The following is a 25549-nucleotide window of genomic DNA, read 5'->3' as shown; positions in this document are numbered from 1 at the left end:
ATCGAAAAGTTTCTCTAACTACAGAATTTTACTTACCGCCGCATTCTTAACATGAAAATAAGAGCGGTTTTCTTACAATATGTATCTTTACGGCATTCCATAAAATGCCCTAGATTGATAAATGCAGCAGATATACCTACCTACAGGAGTTCTTTTCAAAGAAAAGTCTGCATTAGCTTATTCTTAATTTTATTTTTTAGCGTTAATAGTTTTGGGCAGGATGTAACCAATCCATCTTTTATCCATCAAAATGAAATTTATTCAGATTCTATAAATATCTCACTTAATGATATAGCTAATCTTAAATCTAAAGCAGATTCATTAATTATTAGTGCTGATTTCAATTCCAAAGGCGAATTATTTATTCTGACTTTTGGTAACGGTATTCATAAAGTTTTAGGAAATAATGAAACAAAGCCAGTAATTGATGCTAAATTGCTTTTTTCCCCACTTGATTTTGCTATTGATTCTAAGGATCGTTTTTATGTAGGTAACGTGGCAAGTAACAATCGCAAAATATTGGTCTTTGATGTTGATGGTACCCCATTACCATCCGAAACTATTGGGAATGGAAACTACGGTAAAGGTCCAAACATGTTTAAAGGTCCTACAGGCTTAGCATTTGATAATAAAGATAATTTATATGTTGCGGATAATTATAGTGGAACCAATGGAAGTGCATCGGAGAGAGGTTATATAAAAGTTTTTTTCACAAATGGAAACTTTACTGAGTTCCATCGAGTTAATGGAGATTCTTTAAACTATCCGTATAGAATAGCCGCTAATAATGATGGACGAATTTTTGTATCTGAAGTGGGACCAGATAATGGTAGGGTTCAAGTAATTGACTTAGATCCAAATTTGGATCCAGTTAGGGTAGATATTTTGGAGGGACCCACTGATAATATTGGTTCTCCAGGGTCAATTAACGTGGATGAAGAAAATTTCATTTACATCGCAGATTTTGGAAATGATGTGAGCTTAAAGACAATTTTAGAGGCTAGAAATGAGCCGCTAAACCTTGTGAGCCAAGTTGGTAATATTCAAGATGGTATTAGAAACGAAGTTTTTAAAATAAGAGTTTATAATCATGATTTATCTTATAAAGGTCATATTCTCAATGAAATTGATCTTCCTGTAGATTTAGCTCTAGGCCCTTGTAATGTTTTCGGTATTAATAATCTGAATATTGAAGGTGGTTTTTTTAGTGGATTTGATTTTGACTTTGATTTAGAAATATATAAAAGAACTCCTGGGTTTTATGACGAATCTCCAGTATTAAATTGTCCTGAGGATTTAGTGTTGGAAATTGCTGAGGGAGAAAATGAGGTTGAGGTAATATATTCTATGCCAACTGCTGCAGATCAAGATAATGTTGAAGTAGAAATTATTGCCGGGCCGGAATCGGGTGAGCGTAAAACCGAAGGTGATTATAATGTAGTATTCGAAGCTACAGATCTTTGTGGAAATAAAGCCAGATGTGCTTTTAAAATTACGGTTAATGGCTCTGAATTTGAAGACACACCACCAGAATTCGAGAATTGCTCACCATATATTACTAAAGAAAACGATACCGGGGAATGTGGAGCCGCAGTAGTATTTGATAATCCAACGGCAAGTGATGAAAGTGGAAATGTAGAAGTCACAAGAATTGATGAAAATATAGATCTGGTTTCAGGAAGTTTATTCCCTGTTGGAAATACAACGATCACCTTCCAGGCAAATGATGGAACGAATGATCCGGTTACATGCAGTTTTGATATTGTAGTAGAAGATAACCAAAACCCTGAATTCTTAAGTTGCCCAACAAACTTTAATGAAACTGTACCGTTTGGGCAGACAGGAAAAGTTATTAATTACGTAAATCCAACCTTTGATGATAACTGTCCCGGTACGACTATCATACAAAATGCAGGTCTACCAACAGGCTCTGAGTTTCCAGTAGGCTCTACTACCAATACCTTCGTAATCACAGATAAGATTGACAATACTGCGACTTGCACTTTTACAGTTACGATCACTGAGGAAGCAGAAGACACACCACCAGAATTCGACAATTGCTCACCAAATATCACTGAAGAAAACGATCCCGGAGAATGCGGTGCGGTTGTCAATTTCGATCTTCCTATGGCAAGTGATGAAAGTGGTTCTTTGAGGGTAACAAAAATTGATAATTCTGGATTGAATTCCGGAGATTTATTTCCCGTTGGAAGGACAACAATCACTTTCCAGGCAAATGATGGAACAAACGATCCGGTTACATGCAATTTTGATATTGTAGTTCAGGATACTGAAGCTCCAAGAATCACCTGTCCTTCAGACTTTTCAGTTCCCTCAGAACCCGGTCAGAACTTTGCGGTCGTGGATTTTAATACACCCACGGCTACCGATAACTGCGGGATTGATTCTGTTCTGCAAACCCAAGGTTTAGTTTCAGGATCACAATTCAACGTAGGTTCTCATACTATCACATTTGAAGCGACAGATGTGAATGGTCTTACTTCAGAATGCAGTTTCGAATTTGAAGTGCTGCCCCCAAACTTTGCACCTTCAATAGAATGTCCAGCTGATATTTCTGTTAACAATGACAGCGGAATTTGCGGAGCTATAGTAGAATTTGAAGAACCAACTGTGACCGATCCTGAAGGTGATGATCTTTCAATTATCCGGACCGATGATATAGATCTCAACTCTGGCGATATATTTCCGGTAGGAACCACCACGCTTTCTTATGAGGTTTCCGACGGAATTAACGAGCCCAAATCATGTAGTTTTACTATTACTGTAGAAAATACAGAGGAACCCAATTTCACTTCCTGTCCCAATGATATTTCAGAGTTACTGGAGGCTTCTGCAACTGGCAAGATCATCACATTCGATCTACCGCAATTTGAGGATAACTGTTCCGAAGCAGAATTGTTTCAAACTGAAGGACCTACGTCTGGAGAGTTTTTTGAGGTTGGTGAAACTGAAGTCCGATTTGAGTTACGAGTTGATAATACGGTGGTGGACCAATGCTCCATTTCAGTTAATCTAGTCCGCCAGACAACGACCTTTCAATGTATCGAATCGATCACGATAAATCTTGGAGAAGATGCTCAGAATTCTTCAGTCACAGAAATTCCAACCTCAGAATTTATTCTTTCAGATAGCTCTAATCTTGATTTTGAACTAAATGTTCAGCAGTTCACCTGCGAGGATATTGGAACTTTTGAACTGCCTATTCGAGCTACAGATAGGGAGACGGGAGAAAATTTTTCATGTACTGTAGAAGTAACCGTCAAGGATGTTGGCGCACCACTTATTATTTGTCCAGCAGGTATACAGGAGAGGGAAATACCTCTGGAAGGCGGTTTCGTGTTGCCACAAGTGATCGGTCGTTTTAGTATTGCTGATAATTGTGATTCCTTCGAAGATCTGGAAATTGTACAGGATCCACCTGTAGGTACCGTTTATAGAGAAGCAGGGGATTACGACATACTTTTTACGGCAACCGATAGTTATGGCAACACCGAGCGATGTGAGGTAACTTATAGATTAACGTTGGAGCAGGAGCCCCAGGAATTTGCGCTTAATTGTCCGCAGAACGAAAGTATAATCAAAGCTGATGAAAACTGTCAATATATAGTACCTGATTTTTCAAATACTATCATTTACTCACCTGCTAATGCGAATTTCTCCCAATCTATACCAGCAGGAACGAGAATAGAACAGTCAACGAGCATTGAAATCAACGTAAGTTTTAATGGAGAATTTGACTCCTGTACATTTGATCTGGTTCTAAAAGACAATACTTCGCCAATGCTTAGATGTCCTGAGGATCGAATGATAGTAGTTGCAGAAGGTGAAAGTATCGCAATCCCGGACTATCGAGGCGAATTGGAGGTAAGTGACAATTGCGGACTGGCAGAGATCATTCAGGATCCGGCACCTGGTACGCAAATTTCAGAAAATACCGAGGTGAGTTTTATAGCTTTTGATATCTCTAATACTAACAATGCTTCAGAATGTAGTTTCATGTTGACCTTAGCTGTCGATACAGAAGGAAACGATATTCCTATTGCGAACGAGGATTTCTATTCCACACCCGTCAATACAACCTTAAATATTTCCGCGGAAGAAGGAGTTCTGGCCAATGATATGGATGCAGATGGTGATGAACTAACCGCCACGCTTGTTGAAAATGTTACCAATGGAACTCTTGAGTTCGAATCTGATGGGTCTTTTGTCTATACTCCAGATGACGGATTCATTGGTGATGACAGTTTTATATATTATGTCTTTGATGGTTTTACTGAAGTGGAAACGACAGTTACCATTACTGTAGTGCCAGTAGACACTGGAGAATTTCAGTGCGTGGAGACTTATGTTCTCGAACTGGATGAAAATGGTACAGCACAGCTCCAGATTAATGAATTGTATACTGGTGACGCTTCAGGTGTCAGTTTTAGCCTTGATCAGGAGATTTTCGACTGTGATGACCTTGGAACTAATCAGGTTACTCTAAGCTATACAGGAGTGGAAAATGGTTCCTGTGAGATAAGTATCGAAGTAGTTGACCGAATCAAACCCGAAATTGAAGTTCAGAACATTGGTATCGATCTGGATCTTTCCGGAAATGCAACGATTACTCCAGAGGATGTGATCGTGAGTTTTAGTGATAACTGTGATAACGATCTTAGCTATGAATTAAGCCGAAGTGCTTTTAGTTGCAAGGATCTTGGATGGAACGAGATCAACCTGATCGCAACAGATGCTAGTGGAAACTCCACTACAACTGCTGTAGAAGTACAGGTTTTTGCTGAAAGCGGAATTTGCAATGGTACTGCGGAAGGTTCAGAATACATCTTTATTTATCCCAACCCAAACCGAGGTAATTTTAAAGTAGCAACCCCAGCCGATGTGACTATTTCGAGGATCGAAGTATTCGATCACCGTGGTAGATTTATTACCGGAAAGGATTATCCGGCTAATGCACTGGAATACGCAATTAGTACCGGGCCATTACAGGAAGCGGTATACGTGGTAAAAATGATCACCAGTGAAGGTGAAAAAACAAAACGATTTATTATTAAGAATTGAGCTTTTCCTGCAGGTGTGCTGCTATCAATTCGAAATTGGTAGTACGATCAAACCAGGTAATAGTTTCATCTTTTCTGAACCAGGTTAATTGTCTTTTTGCAAATCTTCGGGTATTCTTTTTAATTTCAGAAACAGCAGTTTCTAAATTCCATTGCTCATCGAAGTAGGCGAAGAGCTCTTTGTAGCCGACTGTATTCAAGGCATTGCATTTCCTGGAAGGATATAGTTGGCGGGCTTCTTCTAATAATCTATTTTCGATCATAAGGTCTACCCTTAGATTGATGCGGTCATATATTTCTTCTCTTTCCGCAGTAAGACCTATAGAGATTGTTTCGAAATTCCTGGCATTCTTTTTTTTCTTCAGAAAAGATGAAAAGGCTTTTCCGGTGCCAATGCATATTTCTAAAGCACGAATAAGGCGATGTGGATTTTGAACATCGGCTACTGCATAATATTCCGGATCCAACTGCTGTAATTTTTGCTGAAGTGATTGCAGACCGTGTTTTGACAATTCTTCATTCAGTTCAATACGAATATTGTCATCTATTTCGGGAAAATGATCGAGACCTTCCACCACGGCTTTGGTGTAGAGTCCGCTGCCGCCTACCATTACCACCACATCATGTTCTTCGAAAAGTTCATCAAGTTTTGCCAGGGCTTCCTTCTCGAAATCTCCAACATTGTAATCTTCAGTAATTGATCTGTGCTGAATAAAATGGTGATTGACTGCTGAGAGTTCTTCCGGTTCGGGTACTGCCGTTCCAATCGACATTTCTTTATAGAATTGCCGTGAATCTGCCGATAGAATTTCAGTTTTATAAAGCTTCGCAACTTCGATCGAGAGTGCAGTTTTCCCAATGGCAGTAGGACCAACGATATTGATAAGTGTCTTAGTCATTCAATTCGTATCCACAACGATGGCAGTATTCCGCATCGTCCAAATGTTTTGTTTCATTACAATTTGGGCAAGCCTGCGTATTCTTTGGAGCATCGGTAGCCTTGCTATATTCTGCACTCACGATACCGGTAGGAACGGCGATGATTCCGTAACCCGTGATCATAATCAGCGAGGCTATCAATCTTCCCACCGGCGTGACCGGAGCTATATCACCAAATCCAACCGTAGTTAAAGTTACGATACACCAGTAAATAGAAAGAGGGATATTATTAAATCCGCCATTCTCACCTTCAACAAGGTGCATTAAAGTTCCTGCAATAATACATATGATCAAGACCGCGAATAAAAAAACAAGAATTTTAGCTTTTGAATTTTTCAGCGCAGAGATCAGTTTCTGAGACTCTCCAACATAACGGGTAATTTTTAGCACTCTAAAAACCCTTAGTAATCGTAAGGCTCTAATGGCGAACAAAAGGTTGGCGCCTCCAAACAGGAACCCGATATAACTAGGTAAGGTAGAAAGCAGGTCCACCATTCCGAAGAAACTAAAGATATAACGCTTCGGTTTATTGATCGTAATGATCCTTAGAACGTACTCAATGGTAAAGATCACTGTGATCACCCATTCAGCAATATAGAATTCGGTTGCATATTTAACCAGCATCCACGAGACGCTTTCCATCATTACTAACGCAACGCTAATAAGAATAACCAGCAAAATAGCCACATCGAAGGTTTTACCAGCCGGAGTATCGGCTTCGTAAATTACCTCATGCAGTTTGCGTTTCCAATCTGGAAGTTTCTCTTTATTATTCAAAATCTACGTTTCATAGGTTCTAATTTAACTATTTTCCTCGAGTACAATGAGCGACTGACTTTGAACTGTCATCAATTCGTTAAAGAATTTTTTGAGTCCGTCGTAGTATTCTGGCGTATAGAGCGTTTGAGAAAGCGTCATTCGGCATTGAACCATGACTACATTTTCTGAAAAACTTACGGCATTAAATATCAAAGCTCCTCCGTTGCCCGGTAACCTGATAGCCTTTTGCTCCGGAAGTTCTTTTACTGAATAACCTTCAGGAATATGAATTTCTGCGGAATAGCTAAAAGCATTTCTATATCCGAAGTCGATAGGATAGGTACGCTCATCCAGGTTAAAAGGATTCTTTTCGAAAAACTGAAAGCTAAAGGGGTTTAAATAGATAAGATCATTGATCTTCTGACTCACATTTTCAAGCGTGTATTCGATCTGGAGTCCGTTTTCAACATCATCAAGGTTTTCTATCGCGATATCTGTAGATCTAGTGAATTGCTGCGCTTTAGAAAGTTCTTGGAGTATCTTGTCTTTACCGTTTTCCTTGATCTTATTTCTGAAATTCACTGCATGGTACCCGCTTAAATGCTGATTGGATGTTCCAGACGCCGTACCATCCTTGTGCACTTTTAAAGAATCTCTAAAAGCATAATTGCTAAAGTCATTTGGTTCGATCGACATCCAGTCACTGGAACCATCCAGGTTTACTTTACGCGCATACGTATTCAGAGCGCGAAATGGAAGTCGGCCAAAATCCAGCTGCTCATCGGTTAGATCAAGATTATACTCCTTTTCGTCTATTTTTAGCTGAATAAAGAAATAATTATATTCTGAAACTGCAGGGTGAACTCTTGGAGCGAAACCGTTTCTTCGGGTAGAAGCCAGCACAGGAGACACATTAAATTCTTCGGAAGCATAGACATTATGCAACAGGCTATTGATCGCAAGCACACTTCCAGATTTACTGTCGACGATATCTTTGATGTTCATATCACCATGGATATCGTATTCGCCATTCCATTTATAATTCTCCTGAATAAAATAGTAGATCTTTTTTGCCTTTTCCAATGTATTTGGAAGACTGCTAATTGCTTCAGGAAGTACATCCTTTACAGCATTGTCTTTTTTCCATTGTTTTCCCCAGTTGCTGGATGTTCTAATTTCTTTATCTGCATCATCCCAGGTTAGGGTGTATTTTCGTTCAAAACCATCGGTTCTGGTAACCTGCTTTAATTCGTACTCGATCTTGGCGATATAATTGTCTCCGCTAGTCATGTAGTCTTCCTCGATAAACGCAGGAACATCCTTCATCACATACAAAGTCTCTACGCAACCTGCCATGGAAGAGGTAATACCGAAACTTATACAATGTTCGATTAACTTATCTTCATGTTTGTGAAGCTTTCTGCCTCCGGTAAGCGTGGTGTGGTATTCGTAATTTCCCGGGATCTTCGACGTAAACTGAGAATGCATCTTCGGAATATCCTCCTGAAATTCCCAGGTTCTGAAATTGAATGTAAACGGAGAAACGATCTTATATGAAAACTGAATGACATCTCCCGGTTCTACATCTGGAAATGCAAAAGAAAACTCATTGTAGTATTTTTGCTCGCTTTCGAAAGTAGCCGATGTTTCTACTTTTTTCTTGACGATACGACCGTTCACTAATTTGAAGGTATGAGCTTTGAGATCTTTCAATACCTTCACCTTGCCGTTCTCTCTGTTCTTGCCCAATGGTACTTTAATAGTAGCATAGTCAATTCCCTGCTTATCCAGGATCTTGATCTTCGCCTTATAACTGGTTACCAGATCGTGATCTTCATCTGGATCAAATTCAGTAAAACCAGACTCGTAGATATAAACAGCATGCGCCGTGGTGTCTGGGGCATAATTAGTTGCTAATAGGTCTTCTCTTGATACTTCAAATTCTTCAGTAGAATAGTTAGAATTCTGGGCAGGAACAAAGCTGATACTTAATAAAAATACCAGCGTAAAAAATTTACTCATGAATGGATAATTGGATGATTTTAAATTGATGCTTTTTCCTTAAAAAGCTTTGGATAATATGTTCAGCATCACGGTTATTATTCATAGGTGTAATAATAGACCTAATGATGTCCAGATTGTTGATCTGGTGATTTAAATTGAAATAACCTACGCCTTTAAATTCGCCATCCTCGATCAATAAAGCGCTCTTTTCATCAACTTCTCTTCCACGACCTACTAATAGCATATCCTTATTTTCATAAGAATAGCGATCAATAAGTTCACGCACTCGTCCATTATAGGTTTCCGGTTGTTCCTCTTCCACGCAGGCACCGTGGCAACTTTTGATAGTATACGCAAAGCAATTTCCATTGCCTCCGTGCAGTCCAGATAATCTTTCACACAATTCATATTCCTCCACCCATTTGGTTAAAGAGTTCTTCGCAGAACGCAAAGAACTGAAGGTGGTGATGCGATCCCTGGAACTTACTGCCTTGCCAATCTTTAAATTAATATAACCCTTTTCGTCTACTGAATGATATAAAGCATGGCTGAAAATATCTCTTTTTAGAGCCCGGTTATATTTAGGTTTGATCTGTTTTATTTCCTGGTTCTCTTTTAATAGCGCAATGAGCTCATTGCCGGTAAGTTCAAAGGATACTGAAGCTACCTTTTTCTGCATTTCCCGCGACTTTGGATTGTCATTGGTAAAATGCTGATTTACTCTTTTTCTGATATTTCTCGACTTACCAACGTAAATGATATCTCCATTCTCATTATGGAAATAATAAACACCGGTTTCTGAAGGAAGTTCTTCCAGGATAAAAACCAGCTTTGTATCGAGGTTCTTTTTAGGTTCTTTTCGAACATGCTCCTTCATAATGTCTTTTTCAACATCTTTCGCAAGTAGCATCTTAAACAATTTGATAGTCGCCTGTGCATCGCCTGAAGCTCTGTGACGATCACTCAAAGGAATCCCCAGCGATCTTACCAGCTTGCCTAAACTATAAGAAGGCTGACCGGGAATTAATTTCTGAGAAAGTTCCACGGTGCAAAGACTCTGGCGTTCGTATTCGAAGCCTAGTCTTCTAAATTCAGTTCTTAGGATTCGGTAATCAAATTTCGCGTTATGCGCAACCAGGATACAATCTTTGGTGATTTCTACTATTCGTTTAGCTACTTCATAAAACTTAGGAGCATTCCGAAGCATATCATTATTGATCCCGGTTAGATTAACCACGAACGGCTGGATAGGCTGTTCTGGATTTACCAGGCTAATAAATTGATCCACGACCTTAAGGCCATCGAACTTATAAATTGCTATTTCGGTGATCCCTTCCTCATTGTATTTCCCACCGGTGGTTTCTATGTCTAGTATAGCGTACAAATACTCTCTCCTCTTATTTTAATTATAGTTGCGTTCTCCAAAGATGCTGCTGCCAATTCTTACCATAGTAGAACCGCAATCCACGGCAATTTTATAATCGCCACTCATACCCATGGAAATCTCTTTAAGTTCAGGAAAATCCTGGCTAAAATCATCGAAAGCGGACTTTAAACGATCAAATTCCTGGCGAACTTGTTTCTCATCTTCAGTAAATGTTGCCATTCCCATTAATCCAACGATATTGACATGATTCATTTCAGCATAGGCTTCAGATTCCAGGATCTCACGAGCTTCCTGCCTGCTTATCCCGAATTTTGAATCCTCTTCTGCGATCTTTATCTGTAATAAACAATCGATGGAACGTTCATTCTGTTTCGCGCGTTTGTTGATCTCCTTCAATAATTTGAGGCTATCCACCGCGTGAATTAAATTCACATAGGGTGCCATGTACTTCACTTTATTGCGCTGTACGTGACCAACCATATGCCACTCAATATCTTTGGGAAGTTCTTCCCACTTATCGGTCATTTCCTGGATCTTGTTCTCTCCAAAAATTCGTTGACCGGCTTCGTAAGCTTCCATAAGATCCTCGTTAGGCTTGGTCTTGGAAATAGCGACCAGCTTCACATCTTCAGGAAGTTCACTTCTGTATTTTTTTATATTTTCTGAAACACTCATCCTTTATAACTTTAATTAAGGATATAAAATCCCTGGTAGGGCAGGTTGGTTATTGCGCTGAAGTCAAAATTCATAAATGGTAAGACCACTTCGCAATTTCGGCTCAATATAAGTACTTTTTGGCGGCATGGTCAAATTTTCATCGGCAATTTGCTTGATTTCTTCGATACCGGCAGGTAACATCCCAAATCCGACTTCAAATTCCCCGCTATCTACCCTTGTTTTCAATTCTATTAGATCATTACGACCGTGAATATACGCGATGCGTTTGTCGTAACGAAGATCCTCGATTCCCAGTATAGGCTTCAGAATCTTCTCGTACAATATGTAGGAATCCAGCTCACTTAGAGAATCTGTAAATTTCGCATTATGCTTCCGAAGGTATAATGAATAGAACTCGCCATCCAAGTACATATTAAAATGATGCTTTTTGGAGGGTTTATAAATATCGATTCCGCGATTTTCTATTCTGAACCACTCGTCAAGCAGGATCAGAAATTCTTCTTTTGAATGTCCGTTCAGGTCTTTTATGAGTCGGCTGAATTCAAAAATCCGAAGGTTGCTTTCAGAGATAAGGTAGCTCATAAAAAAATTATAGGCTTCTTTTCCCGTATGATCGGGGTTTTGATCTCTGCTTTCCTTCGCCAGTAACCAGGAAGATGCACTACGATGATGACCATCTGCAATATACAATTGTTCGATCGCAGCAAATTGTTGCTTGATCCTCTCGATATTTTCTGGCTCATCGATAAGCCAAAGCGAATGGATTTCTTTATTCGCCGTAGCAAATTCATATTCCGGTCTTGATCTCATTCTTTCTTCCAGCAACTCATTGATCACGGGATCATCTGGATAGGTAAGCAGTACTGGTTCTGTATTAAAACCAACTACTTTGAGGTATTCTTTGAATAATTCTTCCCTGTGCGCGATGGTATCTTCGTGGCGTTTGATGACATTGTTTTCGTAATCTTCAACACTCGCCGCTGCAATGATTCCGCAGCAATCGCCATCACGGGTATGGATCTTATAAATATAATAGGAGGGAAGTTCATCCTGTATAAAAGTACAGTCTTCACGAAACTCGAGGTAACGGTTCTTAACCATTCCAAATCGCTTTTCACCGCCAATCTCATGCTGAAATTTATACCCAGGATTTATGATGTGTAGAAATGAATAAGGATTGAATTCAAGCTGAGCCTTCAATTCCTCCTCATTATAATCCTCATAAGAACGGGATGCGACAAGCCCGGCAAATTCTCTTGCCGGGCGAACCGCTTTAAAAGGTAGTATTTTTGTCAATTTTAAAATGCTATTTCCAGGCTGTAAAAACTTCAGTATAACCTGAAATTCAGCCTTCATACTATTTCAGCAGTTCTAGCTGCTAAATTGTTCTGAAACTTTTTCTGCCTTTCTGCTTTCAGAATAATCATAGAAACCTTCACCAGATTTTACTCCAATCTTTCCAGCACGAACCATGTTAGTAAGTAGTGGGCAAGGTGCGTATTTAGGATTTTTAAAGCCATCATACATTACTTCCAGAATGGAGTGACAAACATCAAGACCAATAAAATCTGCCAGTTGCAGTGGTCCCATAGGATGTGCCATTCCAAGTTTCATAACAGTATCGATCTCGTAAACTCCGGCGACTCCATTGTAAAGAGTTTCAATCGCCTCGTTAATCATCGGCATTAGGATTCTATTTGCCACAAATCCTGGATAATCATTTACTTCTACCGGCACTTTATTCAGTTTCTTAGAAAGCTCCATGATCGTATTGGTAATTTCATCACTGGTATTGTAACCGCGAATGATCTCTACCAGCTTCATGATAGGTACAGGATTCATAAAATGCATTCCAATCACTCTTTCAGGATTAGAAACCGCAGCAGCGATCTGGGTGATCGAGATAGAACTGGTGTTTGTTGCCAGGATAGTACTGGCTTCAGTATTTTTGTCAAGATCTTTAAAGATCTTAAGTTTAAGATCTGTATTTTCTGTAGCAGCTTCGACAACAAGGTCTACACCGTTAACTCCTTCAGCAATGCTGGTAAAAGTGCTTACGTTGGATAAGGTATTGTTTTTGTCATCTTCGGAGATCTTTTCTTTGGACACCATACGATCAAGGTTCTTGGAAATAGTATCCATTCCTCGTTTCAGGCTATCTTCAGAAATATCGATCAAATGTACTTTATATCCGCTTTGGGCAAAGGTATGAGCGATCCCATTTCCCATTGTTCCGGCTCCTATTACGGCAATATTTTTCATAGAAATATAGATTTTAAGTGTTCCGGTTTGCTTCTCTTCGGAAACATCCTGAACGGTATTTTAGTTTAAATATTAAAATTGGCGATCACCTGGTTGGCAACTTTAAGGGCATTTGCCGCCTGCTGCATGGTCACCACCGGTTCGGTATCATTTTGGATTGCTTCAGCGAAACTTTCCAGTTCTTCAAGAATGGCGTTGTTGGCTGAAACATCTGGATTATCAAAATAGATCTGCTTTTTTACTCCTTCAGCATTCTGAAGGATCATCGCAAAATCATCTGGATCCTGGGGAGCATCCTTCATTTTTACAACCTCGCATTTTTTCTCCAGAAAATCTACTGAAATATATGCATCACGCTGAAAGAATCTCGATTTTCTCATATTCTTCATAGAGATCCTGCTTGCGGTAAGATTTGCTACACAACCGTTTTCGAATTCTATACGAGCATTCGCGATATCTGGAGTGTCACTAATTACTGAAACTCCGCTGGCATTGATCTTTACTACTTCAGATTTTACAACGCTCATCACTGCATCAATGTCGTGGATCATTAGGTCTAGCACTACTGGCACATCTGTCCCACGCGGATTAAATTCAGCTAAACGATGCGCTTCAATGAACATTGGGTTTTCAATGCGATCTTTAACCGCCTGAAATGCAGGATTGAATCTTTCTACATGACCAACCTGTCCTTTTACTCCTTGCTTTTTAGCAAGTTTGATAAGTTCTACTGCTTCCTCGTAGGTGTTGGTAATAGGTTTCTCGATAAATAAATGTTTACCGGCAGTAATCACTTTTTTTGCAACATCATAATGCGCGAGGGTAGGAGTAACCACATCGATTACATCTGCATCTGCAATAAGTTCATCTAAGTTCTCATACATCTTGTAGCCAAATTCTCCTGAGATCTTTTTTGCATTTTCAGCATTCGCATCATAAAACCCGATGAGATCATATTTTTCTGACTGCTGTAATAATTTAAGATGAATTTTCCCGAGATGACCTGCACCCAGAACCCCTGCTTTAAGCATATATTTTGCATTTTTCACAAAAATAGCATTTTGATATTAAATACTTTACAATTACAGCCCAAATTGGGAGTGCAAATTACTTGGGAATAGTCGGCTTCTTTGCCTAATTTTATACCCGCAACAAAGCAAACCGGACTTGAAAGATACTTACAGACATCAGGGAAAAAGACAGCAATTAGTAAGAACGGTAGAGAAAAAAGGAATCACCGATAAGAAAGTGCTGGCTGCTATTGGAAAGATCCCACGACACCTGTTCATGGATAGCAGTTTTGAAGATCATGCATACCAGGACAAGGCATTCCCCATTGCGGCAGATCAAACTATTTCACAACCTTATACGGTAGCATTTCAATCTGAACTTCTGGAGTTAAAACCCGGAGAAAAGGTGCTAGAAGTTGGAACTGGAAGTGGTTATCAAACGGCAGTACTTTGCTTGCTTGGCGCCAAAGTCTATAGTATTGAAAGACAAAGGGAATTATATAAAAAGACCAAAACCTTTTTGTCGAAAATCGGTTACAGACCCAAATATTTGAGTTTTGGGGATGGTTATAAAGGAATTCCTGAATATGCACCTTATGACAAGATCATTGTTACTGCCGGTGCGCCAGAAGTTCCAATGGATTTGCTGAGCCAATTAAAGGTTGGGGGACGCCTGGTCATCCCGGTAGGAACAGACGTGCAGATCATGACATTGTTTATTCGGAAATCCCCAAAAGAATTTGATAAAACCGAATATGGGAACTTTAGATTTGTTCCATTGCTTCAGAATAAAAACTAGATAACATCTCGAATGTTGAGATCAAAGCATAAAAAAAAGCTCCTGCGAAGGAGCTTTTTTTTAGGGTATTCAGCAATTATTCTGAATCTTTTTCGATCGGTTTATCAACCACAATTCTTTCATCACGGTTAGCGATCTCCCAGGCAGTAAGGAATACCAATTGTGCACGTTTAGCTAACAAGTCGTATTCGATCTTATCTGGAGTATCGGTCATTTTGTGATAATCGGCATGAGTCCCATTAAAATAGAAAATGATCGGAATGTTGTTTTTTGCAAAGTTATAGTGGTCACTTCGGTAATAAAATCTGTTTGGATCGTTCTCGTCGTTATACTTATAGTCAAGATCCATATTCACAAATTTAGTGTTTACGTTCTCACTTAATTCATGAAGATCTGTGCTTAGCTTATCACTTCCAATTAGATATACATAGTCTTCTTTCCCTTCATGATCAGGATCGATTCTACCAATCATATCAATATTAAGGTTTGCTACAGTATTAGCAAGTGGGAAAATTGGTTCATCTGTATAAAATTTAGAACCAACCAGTCCTTTTTCCTCACCAGTTACATTCAGAAAAAGAATAGATCGTTTTGGAGTGTATCCATCTTTGCTGGCTTCAACAAAAGCTTCAGCAATTTCAAGAACCCCAACGGTACCAGAACCATCATCATCTGCACCATTATAAACATTTCCTTCATCGTCCATCCCAACATGATCGTAATGAGAAGAAATGACAAGGATCTCATCGGGCTTTTCAGAACCTTTTAAAAATGCAACGACATTCTCTGTCGGTTTAACATTTCCTCTTTTGAAATAACTTACAGGTACTTCCTGGTAATAGTCATCACCGCCAATTGGAGAAGGTAGGTTGAGACTTTTATATTCGTTCTTAAGATATTCTGCAGCCATTTTCTGACCAGGTTCTCCAGTCTCACGACCTTCAAATTCATCACTGGCAAATGTGTAAAGATGTTCTTTAAGCTCTTCGGAAGTGATCGTGTTAGCATATTCCATAGGATCTGCATTCTCGATCTTCTTGTTATGGGCGCTACATGCAGCTAAAAGGGCAGGTAAAGCCAGAAACCAAATTTTTTTCATATTGTAAATTAGTTATTCGTTAATGCCGCCAATATAGCGGTTTCATTGCAAAGGATATAAATGTCCCTCAGTAAATAGACTAAGGTGATTTGAAAAGGTTTAAATTGAATTGCGTACTTGCTGAAATAATTGACAAGATTCTGAAGAATTTCTATACTAATGCAGACTGTTTTAGATAAGAATTTTCGACGTTTTCTACTGGTTGCTTAACGCCTTTTTGATAGCTTCTATAGCTAAAGGTTCCATTATTCCATATGCGATGGAATTAGGATGCACACCATCTTCGGAAAATCTTTTTGACATTCCCTTGTTTTCATCACGCAAAGAGTCAAAATAATTAAGAAAGACATATCCATTTTTTTGCGTAAAATCCTGAAGCCAGACATTCAGTTCTTCTATTTTGGAAACAGGTTTCAAGCCGGGTCGCCATGGATAATCGTGGACAGGAAGCACCGAACTTAGTATGACTTTGATGTTTTTCTTTTCTGCCAGGTAGGCCATGGCTTGGATATTATCGGTAATCATTTTGAGGGAATAAATACCTGTGTTCTCGGCGATATCATTAGTTCCTGCTAAAATTACCACTGCCTTTGGATTCAAATCCAGTACATCTGCAGTGAATCTTATAAGCATTTGTGGAGTGGTTTGGCCGCCAATACCTCTACCAAGATAATTGTTGGTGTCAAAAAAATTTGGATGAAGATTCGCCCATGCTTCTGTAATTGAGTCGCCCATAAAAACTACATCAGGCCATTTTGAACTTTTTATAATTTCTTTATTCTCTTTATGATACTTATTTAAAGTTGCCCAGTCCTGCTCCATTTTCTTTTAGAATTTCTAATGATGATTGAAAGAAAAGGAAATAAAAATAGAAGCTAAAACTTCTACTGAAATTTTCAAAGTAAATTCTTAATATGAAATAGACTGATATAGAAGCAGCTACGAAAAAAGAAGAAAAAGTTTAGAAATTAGTTGTTGGAAATTAAAAAAGCTTGTTATATTTGCACCCGCAATCAGCAAATAGCTGATAAGACACTCAGGAGAAATGGCAGAGCGGTCGAATGCGGCAGTCTTGAAAACTGTTGAGGGTCACACCTCCGGGGGTTCGAATCCCTCTTTCTCCGCTAAGAATTTACTAAATTCTACTAAAAGCCCGTAAACACTATGTTTTCGGGCTTTTTTAATTTTCCTTAATATCAAATAACGCCATCTAATATCAATGAAATAGACCTTAATTCGGTGCTAAATTTTGCGATAAAAAACCAGCACCGAATCTTATGTAAAAGCTTTAAAATTAGTGTGTTATAGAGGTTGTAGTTATTTTTTTTATTTATCTTTAGGAAGAATAAAAAGCAGCACCGATGTTTGAAACCTACTCTACATTATTTTATCCAAAGAATAGCAATAAAGATAAATTAGGAAAAGTCCCAATATACTTGAGGATTACGGTAAATGGGAAACGAAGTGAGTTAAGTATTAAAAGAAAAATTTTATTTGATAAGTGGAACTCAGAGACTGGTTCTATGAGAGGTAAAAGTGCTGAGGCTGGAAATTTTAATAGGTATCTCAATGAAATTAGAAGTAGAATTGATAGGATTTATGAAGATCTCACAAAAAAGCATGAGGATTTTTCAGCAGAAACTATTAGAAATATCTATTCTGGGAAGAACGAGAAAAATAAAATGCTTTTAGAAATTTTCCAAACCCATAATGACCAAGTAGACCGCCTAGTAGGTAAAGATTTTGCTGCGGGAACGGCGGAACGATATCGAACAGCTAAAAAGCACGTTTCTGAGTATATAGCAAAAGAATATAGAGTAAAAGACATCCCGGTACAGGATGTAGATCATCAATTCATCACTGGTTTCGAATATTACTTAAAGACTGAAAGAAATTGCGGTCATAATACGGCCGTGAAATACATTATCAATTTTAAAAAAATTATCAGGATTGCTTACGCGAATAATTGGATTCAGAATGATCCATTTCTTCACTGGAAGGCCAAATTAAAAATTGTAGATCGTGAATTCATGACTGAGGGTGAAATTCAACAACTTATAGAAAAGGACTTTCATACTAATAGGCTGGAACTCGTTAGAGATATTTTTATTTTCTCATGCTTTACGGGTTTGGCGTACTCAGATGTTAAAAAGCTTACAGTTCAAAATATTGTAATAGGTATCGATGGTCACAAATGGATTAAAATTAATCGCTCTAAAACAGATTCAAGAAGCAACATTCCGTTGCTACCAACTGCGATAGAGATAATCAAAAAATACTCTTTTGATTTAGTGGCGTCAAGTAGCGAGCATTTACTACCTATCCTGACAAACCAGAAGATGAATGCTTATCTGAAAGAAATAGCAGATTTGTGTGAAATTGATAAAAACTTAACCTTCCATCTCGCTCGTCACACCTTCGCTACTACTGTAACACTTTTAAATGGAGTTCCAATTGAATCTGTTAGTAAGATGCTTGGACACAAGAATTTGAAAACCACCCAGCATTATGCGAAAATTCTAGATCAAAAGGTAAGCGAGGACATGCTAGCACTTCGATCCAGATTAGTGAATAATTAGAATTTGTAGAATAATCTAAAATCAATGATCGCTCCTAAATTTTAGGAACCAATAAATTAAGACGAATAAAATATATACATAATATAGCTCGAAGATTATATGTAATTATTAAACTATAAAAAGATATACAGTAAGAAATATGCTAACTGCGAGGAAAATACTCAAGCTGCACTTAGGAAAAATTTTAAATTTAGACTTCACCACAATCCATATTAATAAAGTCGCTAAAATGCCTGTTAGTATTCCAATACCTACTAAATTCATAAATAAAAATTAAAAAAAACCACCTAGGTAGGGCTCGGCTGGTTTCTCAAGTGAGCATAAGGTGATCACTGTTAGTTGCTAAATATTTATATACTGAGATTAAAAAAAAGGATACTAAATATAGCATCCTTTTTCCTTTGTTTGGATTTTTAAAAAATCCCTTGTTGATATTATACTAATATAAGTATTCCAAGGCCACTTCATCATAAAATCCAAAATTGCCAGTTTCAGATGCACTAAAGCACGATAACATCACAGAATTTGAATCATAACCTGTAGGAGTTCCAGGAATGTGTACAGCTCCATCAGGATTGGCACTTTCACCGCTCTGTCCACAACTTTGACGGCTAAACCAGTCGGTATGTCTCAAACCTAAAGTGTGTCCTATTTCGTGAGTCATAACGTGCTCATTAGTTGCGGTGCTATAGTTTTCCATACCACTGAATATTTGAATGTATTGATAAGGATTACCATTACTTGGGAATCCAGCTACACCGCCCGCTTGACCATTCTTGTTTTGGTATACAACTATATCATAAGCCTGATAGTTGCTAGTCCCAAACGTCAAGGTAAAACTTAGTCCTATGTTTAGGTCATTATAATTATTGATAGCACGTTGGAGAGCAGATCTTTGCTTGGATGTTAATGCATTAGATCCTCCAGTATAACCAATAACGTTTATTGTGCTTGGACTACTAACAAGGTTGTAGGTACGATACTGCTTATCTGTTATACTACCAGGCTCCATGTCAAATAGTGCCTCAGGACTCATTAAGATATCGCCCTCTATTTTGAAAAGAGATTCAATACCACCTTCAAGATTTCGTTGAGTAATCACTTCAATATGTTTAGAGTTTAAGTTGAGTGCTTTCACTTTTTCTCTAACTGCATCGGTTACTTCTAATTCTTGGCTATACTTAGCCGAATCAGGTGTTGCTTCCATTGGGTTTTCAGTATCTTCTTTCTGACAGGACGTAAAACTGATAGAAGCTACAATCGTAGATAAAAATAGAATCTTTCGAATCATAATTTTGATAGTTTAGGGTTATTAATACCTTAAAACTAATCACTTATGGTTTGTTTCTGGAATTTTATACCTTACAATTTGTATGGTTTTACGGTAATTCAAAAGAACATCATATAAAATCTTTTATTATTTCATCCATATTTGACGGTAAATCAGCCTTCATGATCTTAAAACGTTTCACGTTCATAGTTTGAAGCCAATCTGTCCAATATTGCCTTATAATTTCTTCCTCAAAATCATTTTTAGTATCAGGATTTATTCCTAAAACGAGTATCTCTAGATTACTTAAATCCTTGTCAAGCGGTATGTAACCGTATCCATTATTTTTATAGATGTCTCTCCAGTTGTTTGTATTTAATTTTAAGGATCGTATGTACTCAGGAGTAAGGTATGAAGTTTTATTACCTTCCTTTATTTTGGTGTCCTTGTGAAAAATATAGCCATCCGTTAAGACAACTAAAATATTTCTATAGCCTTCTTCAATACAGTAATCATCAACCTTGTTTTTAAAAAAGCGCCAGGTATCTGAACCTATATAGTTATTGTCTTTTATGGCTAATTCATATATTTTCCTTGGTTTACTTTCATAAGTTTCATCAAATTTTTTCAACAGATCCTTAGAAATATTCTCTTTCGAGAAATTGAATTTCAACTCCTCTGAAATCACGTTCATATCTGGATTTGACGGTTCTGGTTCAAAGTATAATTGAATCCTATCATCAATTTGCCTTATGCGTTTTGAATTTAAATGTCTACGCAAAGCCTCCGCTACTGAATTAATGTAAGAAGCATCTCTCTCATAGAAGTTCATGGCAGGATTAGGGTACTTCTCAGGATCTATTCTATCAGAAAGATCTAGTAAAAAGCTGATGTTTAAATTCTCCAGTGATCTTATATCTCCTTTTATTGGAGATATATTACTATTATTGCTTTCTTGAGGTTGCTGTTCTTTCTGATCAGACTGGCAAGAGATAAACATAATCATTGCAGTGACTGCTAAAATTATTTTAGACTTCATTAGTAATTAATTTTTAGAATATACTAGATGTTGAAAGTCCTGGTCCGCAAGATTCATTTCTTTTAGGTGGATTTCAGCCATATTATTACAAGCTTGTAAAAGATCTTCCTTTTCTTTTGTTGGAAGTGCAATTTCAGTATTAATGGCCTGGAACCATCCTTCTTTATATTGATTATGATATAACAAATACTCTTTTATTGGGAATATAAATCCATTTATCTTTGATTGAATCTCCGAAATACTACCTTGAATTTCAGTAATCTTGTTCTTAAATTCCTCTTTTTTACTGATAATATCTTCTCTAATTCTTTCCAGGTTTTTAATCTGTTCCTTTTTATTACTTATAAAAACCTTAATCTTATCCAGGTTTTCATGTTCTTTCATAATAAAATCGAAAACCAACCCCCAGATGATATAAACTACAAATCCCGCAAAAATGATCATCCAAAATTCAGCTTCTCCTAGAGCAACTTCCAAATTATAGTCCGGGGAGTTAAGAGTTCTGTTGAAATCGTAAATTTTCTTTTCAATTTGATAAGCTAGCAATCCATCAAATAAAAATGTCACTATTAGTAGTGCAGCGAGTTTTAAATAATTTACGAAACCAATTCCCTTTTGCATCATATGAATAACGTAACCTAAACCCATAAAGACAAATGGAATAGTAATTACTAAAAGTCCTTCTAGCCAGCTTGCATTGAATGCATTTGTCAAGGCATCTTTGTCAAATATTGCAGCGGTAAGAACATCATTAGTGAACTCCTTGAAAAACGCAGAATACGAAGCTGAAATGTAAAATACTATAAGGTATAGAGTAATTGGCAGAAGGACCGCTAAACCTATATAAAACTGAGCTCTTGGTCTTTTATCTGCTTCAACACCATATTTTTCAGGTGCGTTCTTAACATCTACTATATCGTGTCTAACGGATTCAATTTTATTAATTACTTCTGTTTCTTTTTCATCAAAAATAGAAAGTCCTGTTTCTGATTTTTTCAATTCAGTTCTCAGCTTCTCCTGTTCCTCTCTATAGGGTTGCTTTAGTTTCTCTTGCTCGGCATTCTGCCTGCGACATTGATCTTCGAAGCTGCTAAAAAGGTTTTGCAAACAAGCTTGAAAAACAATTGGTTTTCCCGAGGCTTTTGTTGATGCTGCGAATCCACTCTGGTAGTAGGTAATTCTAATCTGTTCTCTATCAAACTCAGAGGCCATAGTATCACTTACTTCTCTTGGTACATCCTTTAAACGAAATAGATTTTTAATAGATTCCATATTTAGCTATTTAATTTATTGATGAGAGTTTCCTTTTGGACACCTTTTTGAACGCATTCAAGTAAATAATCAGCAAGTTCATTTACATTTTCTTCAAGAAATTCGAACTTCCTGCAATATTTCCGTAAGGTGATTTTTTCATCTTCAGTGATAACATTATCAGCTAAAATCATCGTTGCCAGATCATACAAATATTCAATTCTTGTATTTACATCTTTTGGAATTGTCGATGAATGATTTACAGGATTTAAAAGCAATCGATCCAGTTCTTCTCTTGGAACTCCACGATCATCTGCAAATGAATAAAGTGTTTTTAATTCTAGTACATCGAATTTATCATCAGTTAAAGCCATTTGATAAAGGCGTAAAAAATGGCTCTTCAATTCTGTTGAAATAGGTGTTTTGCTCATGGTATTTCAATTGGATTAGGTAAAATGGAATACACCATAATCTAGCATCGACATTCAGACCTGTCAACGTAAGTCTTATTTCCATTGCTGTTGATATAATAGCATCCTCCTTCAGGTCCAATATTTAATTGTTTACCATTGTGAGTACCACATTCACTTCTGGAATCTTCAGCACTGCAAGAAACTGCCAAGATTGAAAAGGATATAAGGCAATAGGTGATAATTCTTTTCATATAAGAGTATTTGATTCAGAAATAAATTTAATATGTCTGAAAATTAAACTCTTACGGGTTCCCGTAATCTGGGAAATATGTGGAAATTTTACAGATGATTTAAGAATCAATCAAATGATTTGCAGATCCTTGATAATAGTTATTAAATGGGGATTTGTATGTGCATCAAATAGACCCCTTAATTCTTTGAGCTTTTTTTCAATTGAACTTTTACTATTTGGTGAGATTTTTTGTTCTTGAAAAATTTTATGAACTTGCTCCTGGCTATATCCTTTTGAAATATATTTTAAAAGTTCTATTTCATACTCAGATAATTCTACAATATTGTTTTTTAAAAGTTTATCCTCTATTGAGGGAGCCAAATACTTGTCATGGTAAGAAAGTTTTTTAATGGTTAATTCAAGATTTTTAAAGCCATTTCTATTTTTAATTACATAAGCATTAGCTATTCCTGAATTCCAAATCCTCTTAATAATGTTGGGATGTTCTTCTACCGTATTAATTATTATTTTTAAACCGGGGATCTCATTCTTTAATTTTGCTGCTAAATCTTCTCCAGATGTAATTTGTTCGTTTCTATGATCTGACTTGAAATTTAAATCGCAGATTAAAAGTTCGAAGGGGTTTTTATCCAGAACAGCACGTTTTATTTTTAAATAAGCGTCATCACAGTATTGAGTATGAGAGGAATATTCAATTTCCAGTTTATGCAATACTTCTTTAATCCCTAAGTTAACGAAATCTTGATCTTCGGCTATGAGTACTTTTTTGAACATCTTAACGGTTAATATTTATTCGACAAGAAAAACCAGAACCTGGTTCAGATAGAAATTTAATAGATCCGTCAATTAAATGAATACGGTTTTCCATATTACGAAGACCAGAGAATTTTTCGCTTTTAAGGGTAGTGCCTTCACCGTTATCCTTATAGAAAATTTTTAGATTTCCATTTTCATTTTCAAATCTTAAATTTAAGCGACTGGCTTTGCTATGTTTCCGAAAATTGACCAGTAATTCCTGAAGAACCCGGTATATTACAATTTTCTTTTCCTGACTGAAAAAGTCCCATTCAATATTCCTTAATCCAATTAAGAATATTTTGGTTGTAGACGGAATGGTACTGCTTATCATTCCTTGAAGTTCCTCTGAAAAATCAGAACCCGTGTGAATTAGACTATTTTCTTTAGAGATATTTCGCGTTCTTTGGTATACATTATCGAGTCGGTCAATTATTGAAGTATCTGTGATCGATTTATCAGTCATAATTTGAAAAATATCATTGGCTAATTCATCATGTACCTTTTTCGATAAGCGGGCTTCGGTTTCATAAATTTCCTTAATCTTATCTCTTTTATGATTTTGCTTTATAAGATAATAAATAATTATGGCGGTTACTACTAGGAAAATTAATACCATAGTAACGATAGTCTTTTGGTTTTTTTCTTTTTCTGCTTCCAGTTTACTCGCAGCAGACTGGATCTCCAGATTCTCAATTTCTTTTAATTTTTCCTCTTCATCAAATTTGATTTTAGCGAATAGATTTTTAATCTTATTTCGAGCAGTATTTATACTATCATTTAGAGTAAAATATTCCTGTGCATAGTTTCGACTAGCATCTTCTTTATTAAGCTGAATAAGTATTTCAAAAGCTTTTAGTTCTTCCTGTGAATTTCCAAATGCCTTTGCAGTGCTTAAATACCGTTTAGCTATTTCTCTAGCTTTATTTAGGTTATATTTCTGATACATTAAGCTAAGGTGGTTGTAACTACTAAGAAGGCCTTCAGTATCATTAGATCTTTCTCTTTGTGCTGCAATCTGTTCAAGTTCTGGAATTACATTTTTGCCGGTAAAAAAATATTGATTGTAATAATAATTGTCCTTTAAGCTTCGAGTTATTCTAATAGAGTCTTGGGCCTTATTTATTGCATCTTCAAAAATTTCATTAGATTTTGCGAAATTCCCGATTCTTCTGTAATTAACACCAATATTATTTAGAATTACTAGGCTGTCATTAAGTGTGTTCACATATCTCAAGGCCTCCAAATTCTCCTTGATAGATGTTTCGAAGTCATCCAGCTTTGAGCTGGTTAATGCCAGCAGAGTATGAGCACTAGCTAGATAAATTGAATCATCATTCGCTATATAATTTAGGGCATCTGTAGCTGTTTGATGGCTTCCTGTAAAATCACCGAGTCTATCCTGAGCATTAGCCAGTTCAACCAGCCTTTTTCCTACCTTAATAGAATCATGAATCGATTTGTACAGACTTTGAGATCTATACATGTTTTCTAGAACCTGCTCTTGTTTATTTAAGTAAAGGAATGTTCTGGCCTTACGGTAGTACCCATTCGCCAGGCTTAAAGTGTCATTGATTTTTGCAGCATTATTGATCATTACATTTGAATAATATAATGAGCTATCGTAGGCTTTTATGGAATTGTGGTAATAGATTTGGTTATCGAGTATATCATATAAAAGTGTATCTTCTATAGACTTTATATTATAATTGGCAGTTTCCAGTAACTTTAGCTTCTTTCCTATTTCTTTTTCCTTTTTTGCTTCAAGAAATAGTTCGTAGGCATGATCGGTCCTATTTTTTGTTAGATTTACATCATTATTATTCGTACAACTAACGATGATAACTAAAATAAAAGCAAGCAGGGGGTAAGCTTTATTCATAAGACCAATTTATACAAAATGCATAAAAAAAAGCCACTTTTAAAAGTGG

The 25549-nt window shown here is 37.0% G+C and carries 20 protein-coding genes and 1 tRNA gene; 4 read left to right on the top strand and 17 right to left on the bottom strand.

Features of this window, described 5'->3' with window-relative positions; genetic code table 11:
* Window positions 1–114 precede the first annotated feature (114 nt).
* Window positions 115–5082 carry an HYR domain-containing protein gene (locus tag ABVM50_RS15425; protein ID WP_405199383.1) on the top strand — a complete coding sequence of 1656 codons (4968 nt, stop codon included), beginning with the start codon at window positions 115–117 and terminating at the stop codon, window positions 5080–5082.
* On the opposite strand, the gene miaA is transcribed toward ABVM50_RS15425, so the two are convergent.
* The 8 genes from miaA to ABVM50_RS15385 all read right to left on the bottom strand — a co-directional run bounded on the left by miaA (window position 5072) and on the right by ABVM50_RS15385 (window position 14141).
* Window positions 5072–5980 carry a tRNA (adenosine(37)-N6)-dimethylallyltransferase MiaA gene (miaA, locus tag ABVM50_RS15420; RefSeq protein ID WP_405199382.1) on the bottom strand — a complete coding sequence of 303 codons (909 nt, stop codon included), beginning with the start codon at window positions 5978–5980 and terminating at the stop codon, window positions 5072–5074. The genes ABVM50_RS15425 and miaA overlap by 11 nt on opposite strands.
* The gene (locus tag ABVM50_RS15415) at window positions 5973–6797 is read right to left on the bottom strand and encodes an ion transporter (protein ID WP_405199381.1); all 825 of its coding nucleotides are present in this window, start codon (window positions 6795–6797) and stop codon (window positions 5973–5975) included. Before ABVM50_RS15415 ends, miaA begins: the two co-directional genes overlap by 8 nt.
* A 24-nt stretch (window positions 6798–6821) precedes the next feature.
* Entirely contained in the window at window positions 6822–8801 is a 1980-nt protein-coding gene (locus ABVM50_RS15410; protein WP_405199380.1) for a DUF3857 domain-containing protein, read from the bottom strand.
* Window positions 8794–10167, bottom strand: a complete 1374-nt coding sequence (locus tag ABVM50_RS15405; RefSeq protein WP_405199379.1) for an exonuclease domain-containing protein — start codon at window positions 10165–10167, stop codon at window positions 8794–8796. Before ABVM50_RS15405 ends, ABVM50_RS15410 begins: the two co-directional genes overlap by 8 nt.
* 18 nt (window positions 10168–10185) lie before the next feature.
* Complete coding sequence (locus ABVM50_RS15400; RefSeq protein WP_405199378.1) at window positions 10186–10845, bottom strand: YggS family pyridoxal phosphate-dependent enzyme; 660 nt, start codon at window positions 10843–10845, stop codon at window positions 10186–10188.
* A 63-nt stretch (window positions 10846–10908) separates the two neighbouring features.
* Window positions 10909–12144 carry a DUF1015 domain-containing protein gene (locus ABVM50_RS15395; protein ID WP_405199377.1) on the bottom strand — a complete coding sequence of 412 codons (1236 nt, stop codon included), beginning with the start codon at window positions 12142–12144 and terminating at the stop codon, window positions 10909–10911.
* A 75-nt stretch (window positions 12145–12219) separates the two neighbouring features.
* Window positions 12220–13110, bottom strand: a complete 891-nt coding sequence (locus tag ABVM50_RS15390) for a 3-hydroxyacyl-CoA dehydrogenase family protein (RefSeq protein ID WP_405199376.1) — start codon at window positions 13108–13110, stop codon at window positions 12220–12222.
* Window positions 13111–13175: 65 nt separating this feature from the next.
* Window positions 13176–14141, bottom strand: a complete 966-nt coding sequence (locus ABVM50_RS15385; protein WP_405199375.1) for a Gfo/Idh/MocA family protein — start codon at window positions 14139–14141, stop codon at window positions 13176–13178.
* A gap of 136 nt (window positions 14142–14277) precedes the next feature.
* Between ABVM50_RS15385 and ABVM50_RS15380 the strand changes: the two genes are divergently transcribed.
* Complete coding sequence (locus ABVM50_RS15380; RefSeq protein ID WP_295182500.1) at window positions 14278–14919, top strand: protein-L-isoaspartate(D-aspartate) O-methyltransferase; 642 nt, start codon at window positions 14278–14280, stop codon at window positions 14917–14919.
* A 76-nt stretch (window positions 14920–14995) separates the two neighbouring features.
* On the opposite strand, the gene ABVM50_RS15375 is transcribed toward ABVM50_RS15380, so the two are convergent.
* The gene (locus ABVM50_RS15375; protein ID WP_141878329.1) at window positions 14996–16018 is read right to left on the bottom strand and encodes a M28 family metallopeptidase; all 1023 of its coding nucleotides are present in this window, start codon (window positions 16016–16018) and stop codon (window positions 14996–14998) included.
* Between the two features lie 195 nt (window positions 16019–16213).
* Window positions 16214–16840 carry an SGNH/GDSL hydrolase family protein gene (locus ABVM50_RS15370; protein WP_405199374.1) on the bottom strand — a complete coding sequence of 209 codons (627 nt, stop codon included), beginning with the start codon at window positions 16838–16840 and terminating at the stop codon, window positions 16214–16216.
* Window positions 16841–17057: 217 nt separating this feature from the next.
* Here ABVM50_RS15370 and ABVM50_RS15365 point away from each other — a divergent pair.
* Both ABVM50_RS15365 and ABVM50_RS15360 read left to right on the top strand, forming a co-directional pair.
* Window positions 17058–17142: transfer RNA gene (locus ABVM50_RS15365), tRNA-Ser, on the top strand.
* A 237-nt stretch (window positions 17143–17379) separates the two neighbouring features.
* Entirely contained in the window at window positions 17380–18597 is a 1218-nt protein-coding gene (locus ABVM50_RS15360; RefSeq protein WP_405199373.1) for a site-specific integrase, read from the top strand.
* A gap of 439 nt (window positions 18598–19036) precedes the next feature.
* Here ABVM50_RS15360 and ABVM50_RS15355 read toward each other — a convergent pair whose 3' ends face one another.
* From ABVM50_RS15355 to ABVM50_RS15325, 7 genes are all read right to left on the bottom strand, one after another.
* Window positions 19037–19888 (bottom strand): M57 family metalloprotease, encoded by an 852-nt coding sequence (locus ABVM50_RS15355; protein ID WP_405199372.1) that lies wholly within the window; start codon window positions 19886–19888, stop codon window positions 19037–19039.
* 109 nt (window positions 19889–19997) lie between these two features.
* Window positions 19998–20906, bottom strand: a complete 909-nt coding sequence (locus tag ABVM50_RS15350; RefSeq protein WP_405199371.1) for a hypothetical protein — start codon at window positions 20904–20906, stop codon at window positions 19998–20000.
* A gap of 6 nt (window positions 20907–20912) precedes the next feature.
* Window positions 20913–22178, bottom strand: a complete 1266-nt coding sequence (locus ABVM50_RS15345) for an ABC transporter permease (RefSeq protein WP_405199370.1) — start codon at window positions 22176–22178, stop codon at window positions 20913–20915.
* A 2-nt stretch (window positions 22179–22180) separates the two neighbouring features.
* Window positions 22181–22588 carry a hypothetical protein gene (locus tag ABVM50_RS15340; protein WP_405199369.1) on the bottom strand — a complete coding sequence of 136 codons (408 nt, stop codon included), beginning with the start codon at window positions 22586–22588 and terminating at the stop codon, window positions 22181–22183.
* A gap of 41 nt (window positions 22589–22629) precedes the next feature.
* Window positions 22630–22821, bottom strand: coding sequence for a hypothetical protein (locus tag ABVM50_RS15335; protein ID WP_405199368.1), 192 nt, complete (start codon window positions 22819–22821; stop codon window positions 22630–22632).
* 110 nt (window positions 22822–22931) lie between these two features.
* On the bottom strand, window positions 22932–23597 hold the full coding sequence (locus tag ABVM50_RS15330) for a DNA-binding response regulator (protein WP_405199367.1): 666 nt from the start codon (window positions 23595–23597) through the stop codon (window positions 22932–22934).
* Between the two features lies 1 nt (window position 23598).
* Window positions 23599–25500: a sensor histidine kinase gene (locus ABVM50_RS15325; protein ID WP_405199366.1), complete on the bottom strand. Its 1902-nt coding sequence runs from the start codon at window positions 25498–25500 to the stop codon at window positions 23599–23601.
* Window positions 25501–25549 lie beyond the last annotated feature (49 nt).

This window comes from Christiangramia sp. LLG6405-1 (assembly GCF_045055805.1).
In the GTDB taxonomy this organism is placed as follows: domain Bacteria; phylum Bacteroidota; class Bacteroidia; order Flavobacteriales; family Flavobacteriaceae; genus Christiangramia.
The sequence above is the reverse complement of the archived record's forward strand: the minus strand, read 5'-3'. Positions and strand labels throughout refer to the sequence as shown.

Bases quoted from the DNA above. Each gene is read 5' to 3' on its own strand.
- miaA (WP_405199382.1), bottom strand. From the start codon at position 5,980: ATGACTAAGACACTTATCAATATCGTTGGTCCTACTGCCATTGGGAAA.
- ABVM50_RS15410 (WP_405199380.1), bottom strand. From the start codon at position 8,801: ATGAGTAAATTTTTTACGCTGGTATTTTTATTAAGTATCAGCTTTGTT.
- ABVM50_RS15400 (WP_405199378.1), bottom strand. From the start codon at position 10,845: ATGAGTGTTTCAGAAAATATAAAAAAATACAGAAGTGAACTTCCTGAA.
- ABVM50_RS15390 (WP_405199376.1), bottom strand. From the start codon at position 13,110: ATGAAAAATATTGCCGTAATAGGAGCCGGAACAATGGGAAATGGGATC.
- ABVM50_RS15385 (WP_405199375.1), bottom strand. From the start codon at position 14,141: ATGCTTAAAGCAGGGGTTCTGGGTGCAGGTCATCTCGGGAAAATTCAT.
- ABVM50_RS15375 (WP_141878329.1), bottom strand. From the start codon at position 16,018: ATGAAAAAAATTTGGTTTCTGGCTTTACCTGCCCTTTTAGCTGCATGT.
- ABVM50_RS15370 (WP_405199374.1), bottom strand. From the start codon at position 16,840: ATGGAGCAGGACTGGGCAACTTTAAATAAGTATCATAAAGAGAATAAA.
- ABVM50_RS15360 (WP_405199373.1), top strand. From the start codon at position 17,380: ATGTTTGAAACCTACTCTACATTATTTTATCCAAAGAATAGCAATAAA.
- ABVM50_RS15355 (WP_405199372.1), bottom strand. From the start codon at position 19,888: ATGATTCGAAAGATTCTATTTTTATCTACGATTGTAGCTTCTATCAGT.
- ABVM50_RS15350 (WP_405199371.1), bottom strand. From the start codon at position 20,906: ATGAAGTCTAAAATAATTTTAGCAGTCACTGCAATGATTATGTTTATC.
- ABVM50_RS15345 (WP_405199370.1), bottom strand. From the start codon at position 22,178: ATGGAATCTATTAAAAATCTATTTCGTTTAAAGGATGTACCAAGAGAA.
- ABVM50_RS15340 (WP_405199369.1), bottom strand. From the start codon at position 22,588: ATGAGCAAAACACCTATTTCAACAGAATTGAAGAGCCATTTTTTACGC.
- ABVM50_RS15335 (WP_405199368.1), bottom strand. From the start codon at position 22,821: ATGAAAAGAATTATCACCTATTGCCTTATATCCTTTTCAATCTTGGCA.
- ABVM50_RS15330 (WP_405199367.1), bottom strand. From the start codon at position 23,597: ATGTTCAAAAAAGTACTCATAGCCGAAGATCAAGATTTCGTTAACTTA.
- ABVM50_RS15325 (WP_405199366.1), bottom strand. From the start codon at position 25,500: ATGAATAAAGCTTACCCCCTGCTTGCTTTTATTTTAGTTATCATCGTT.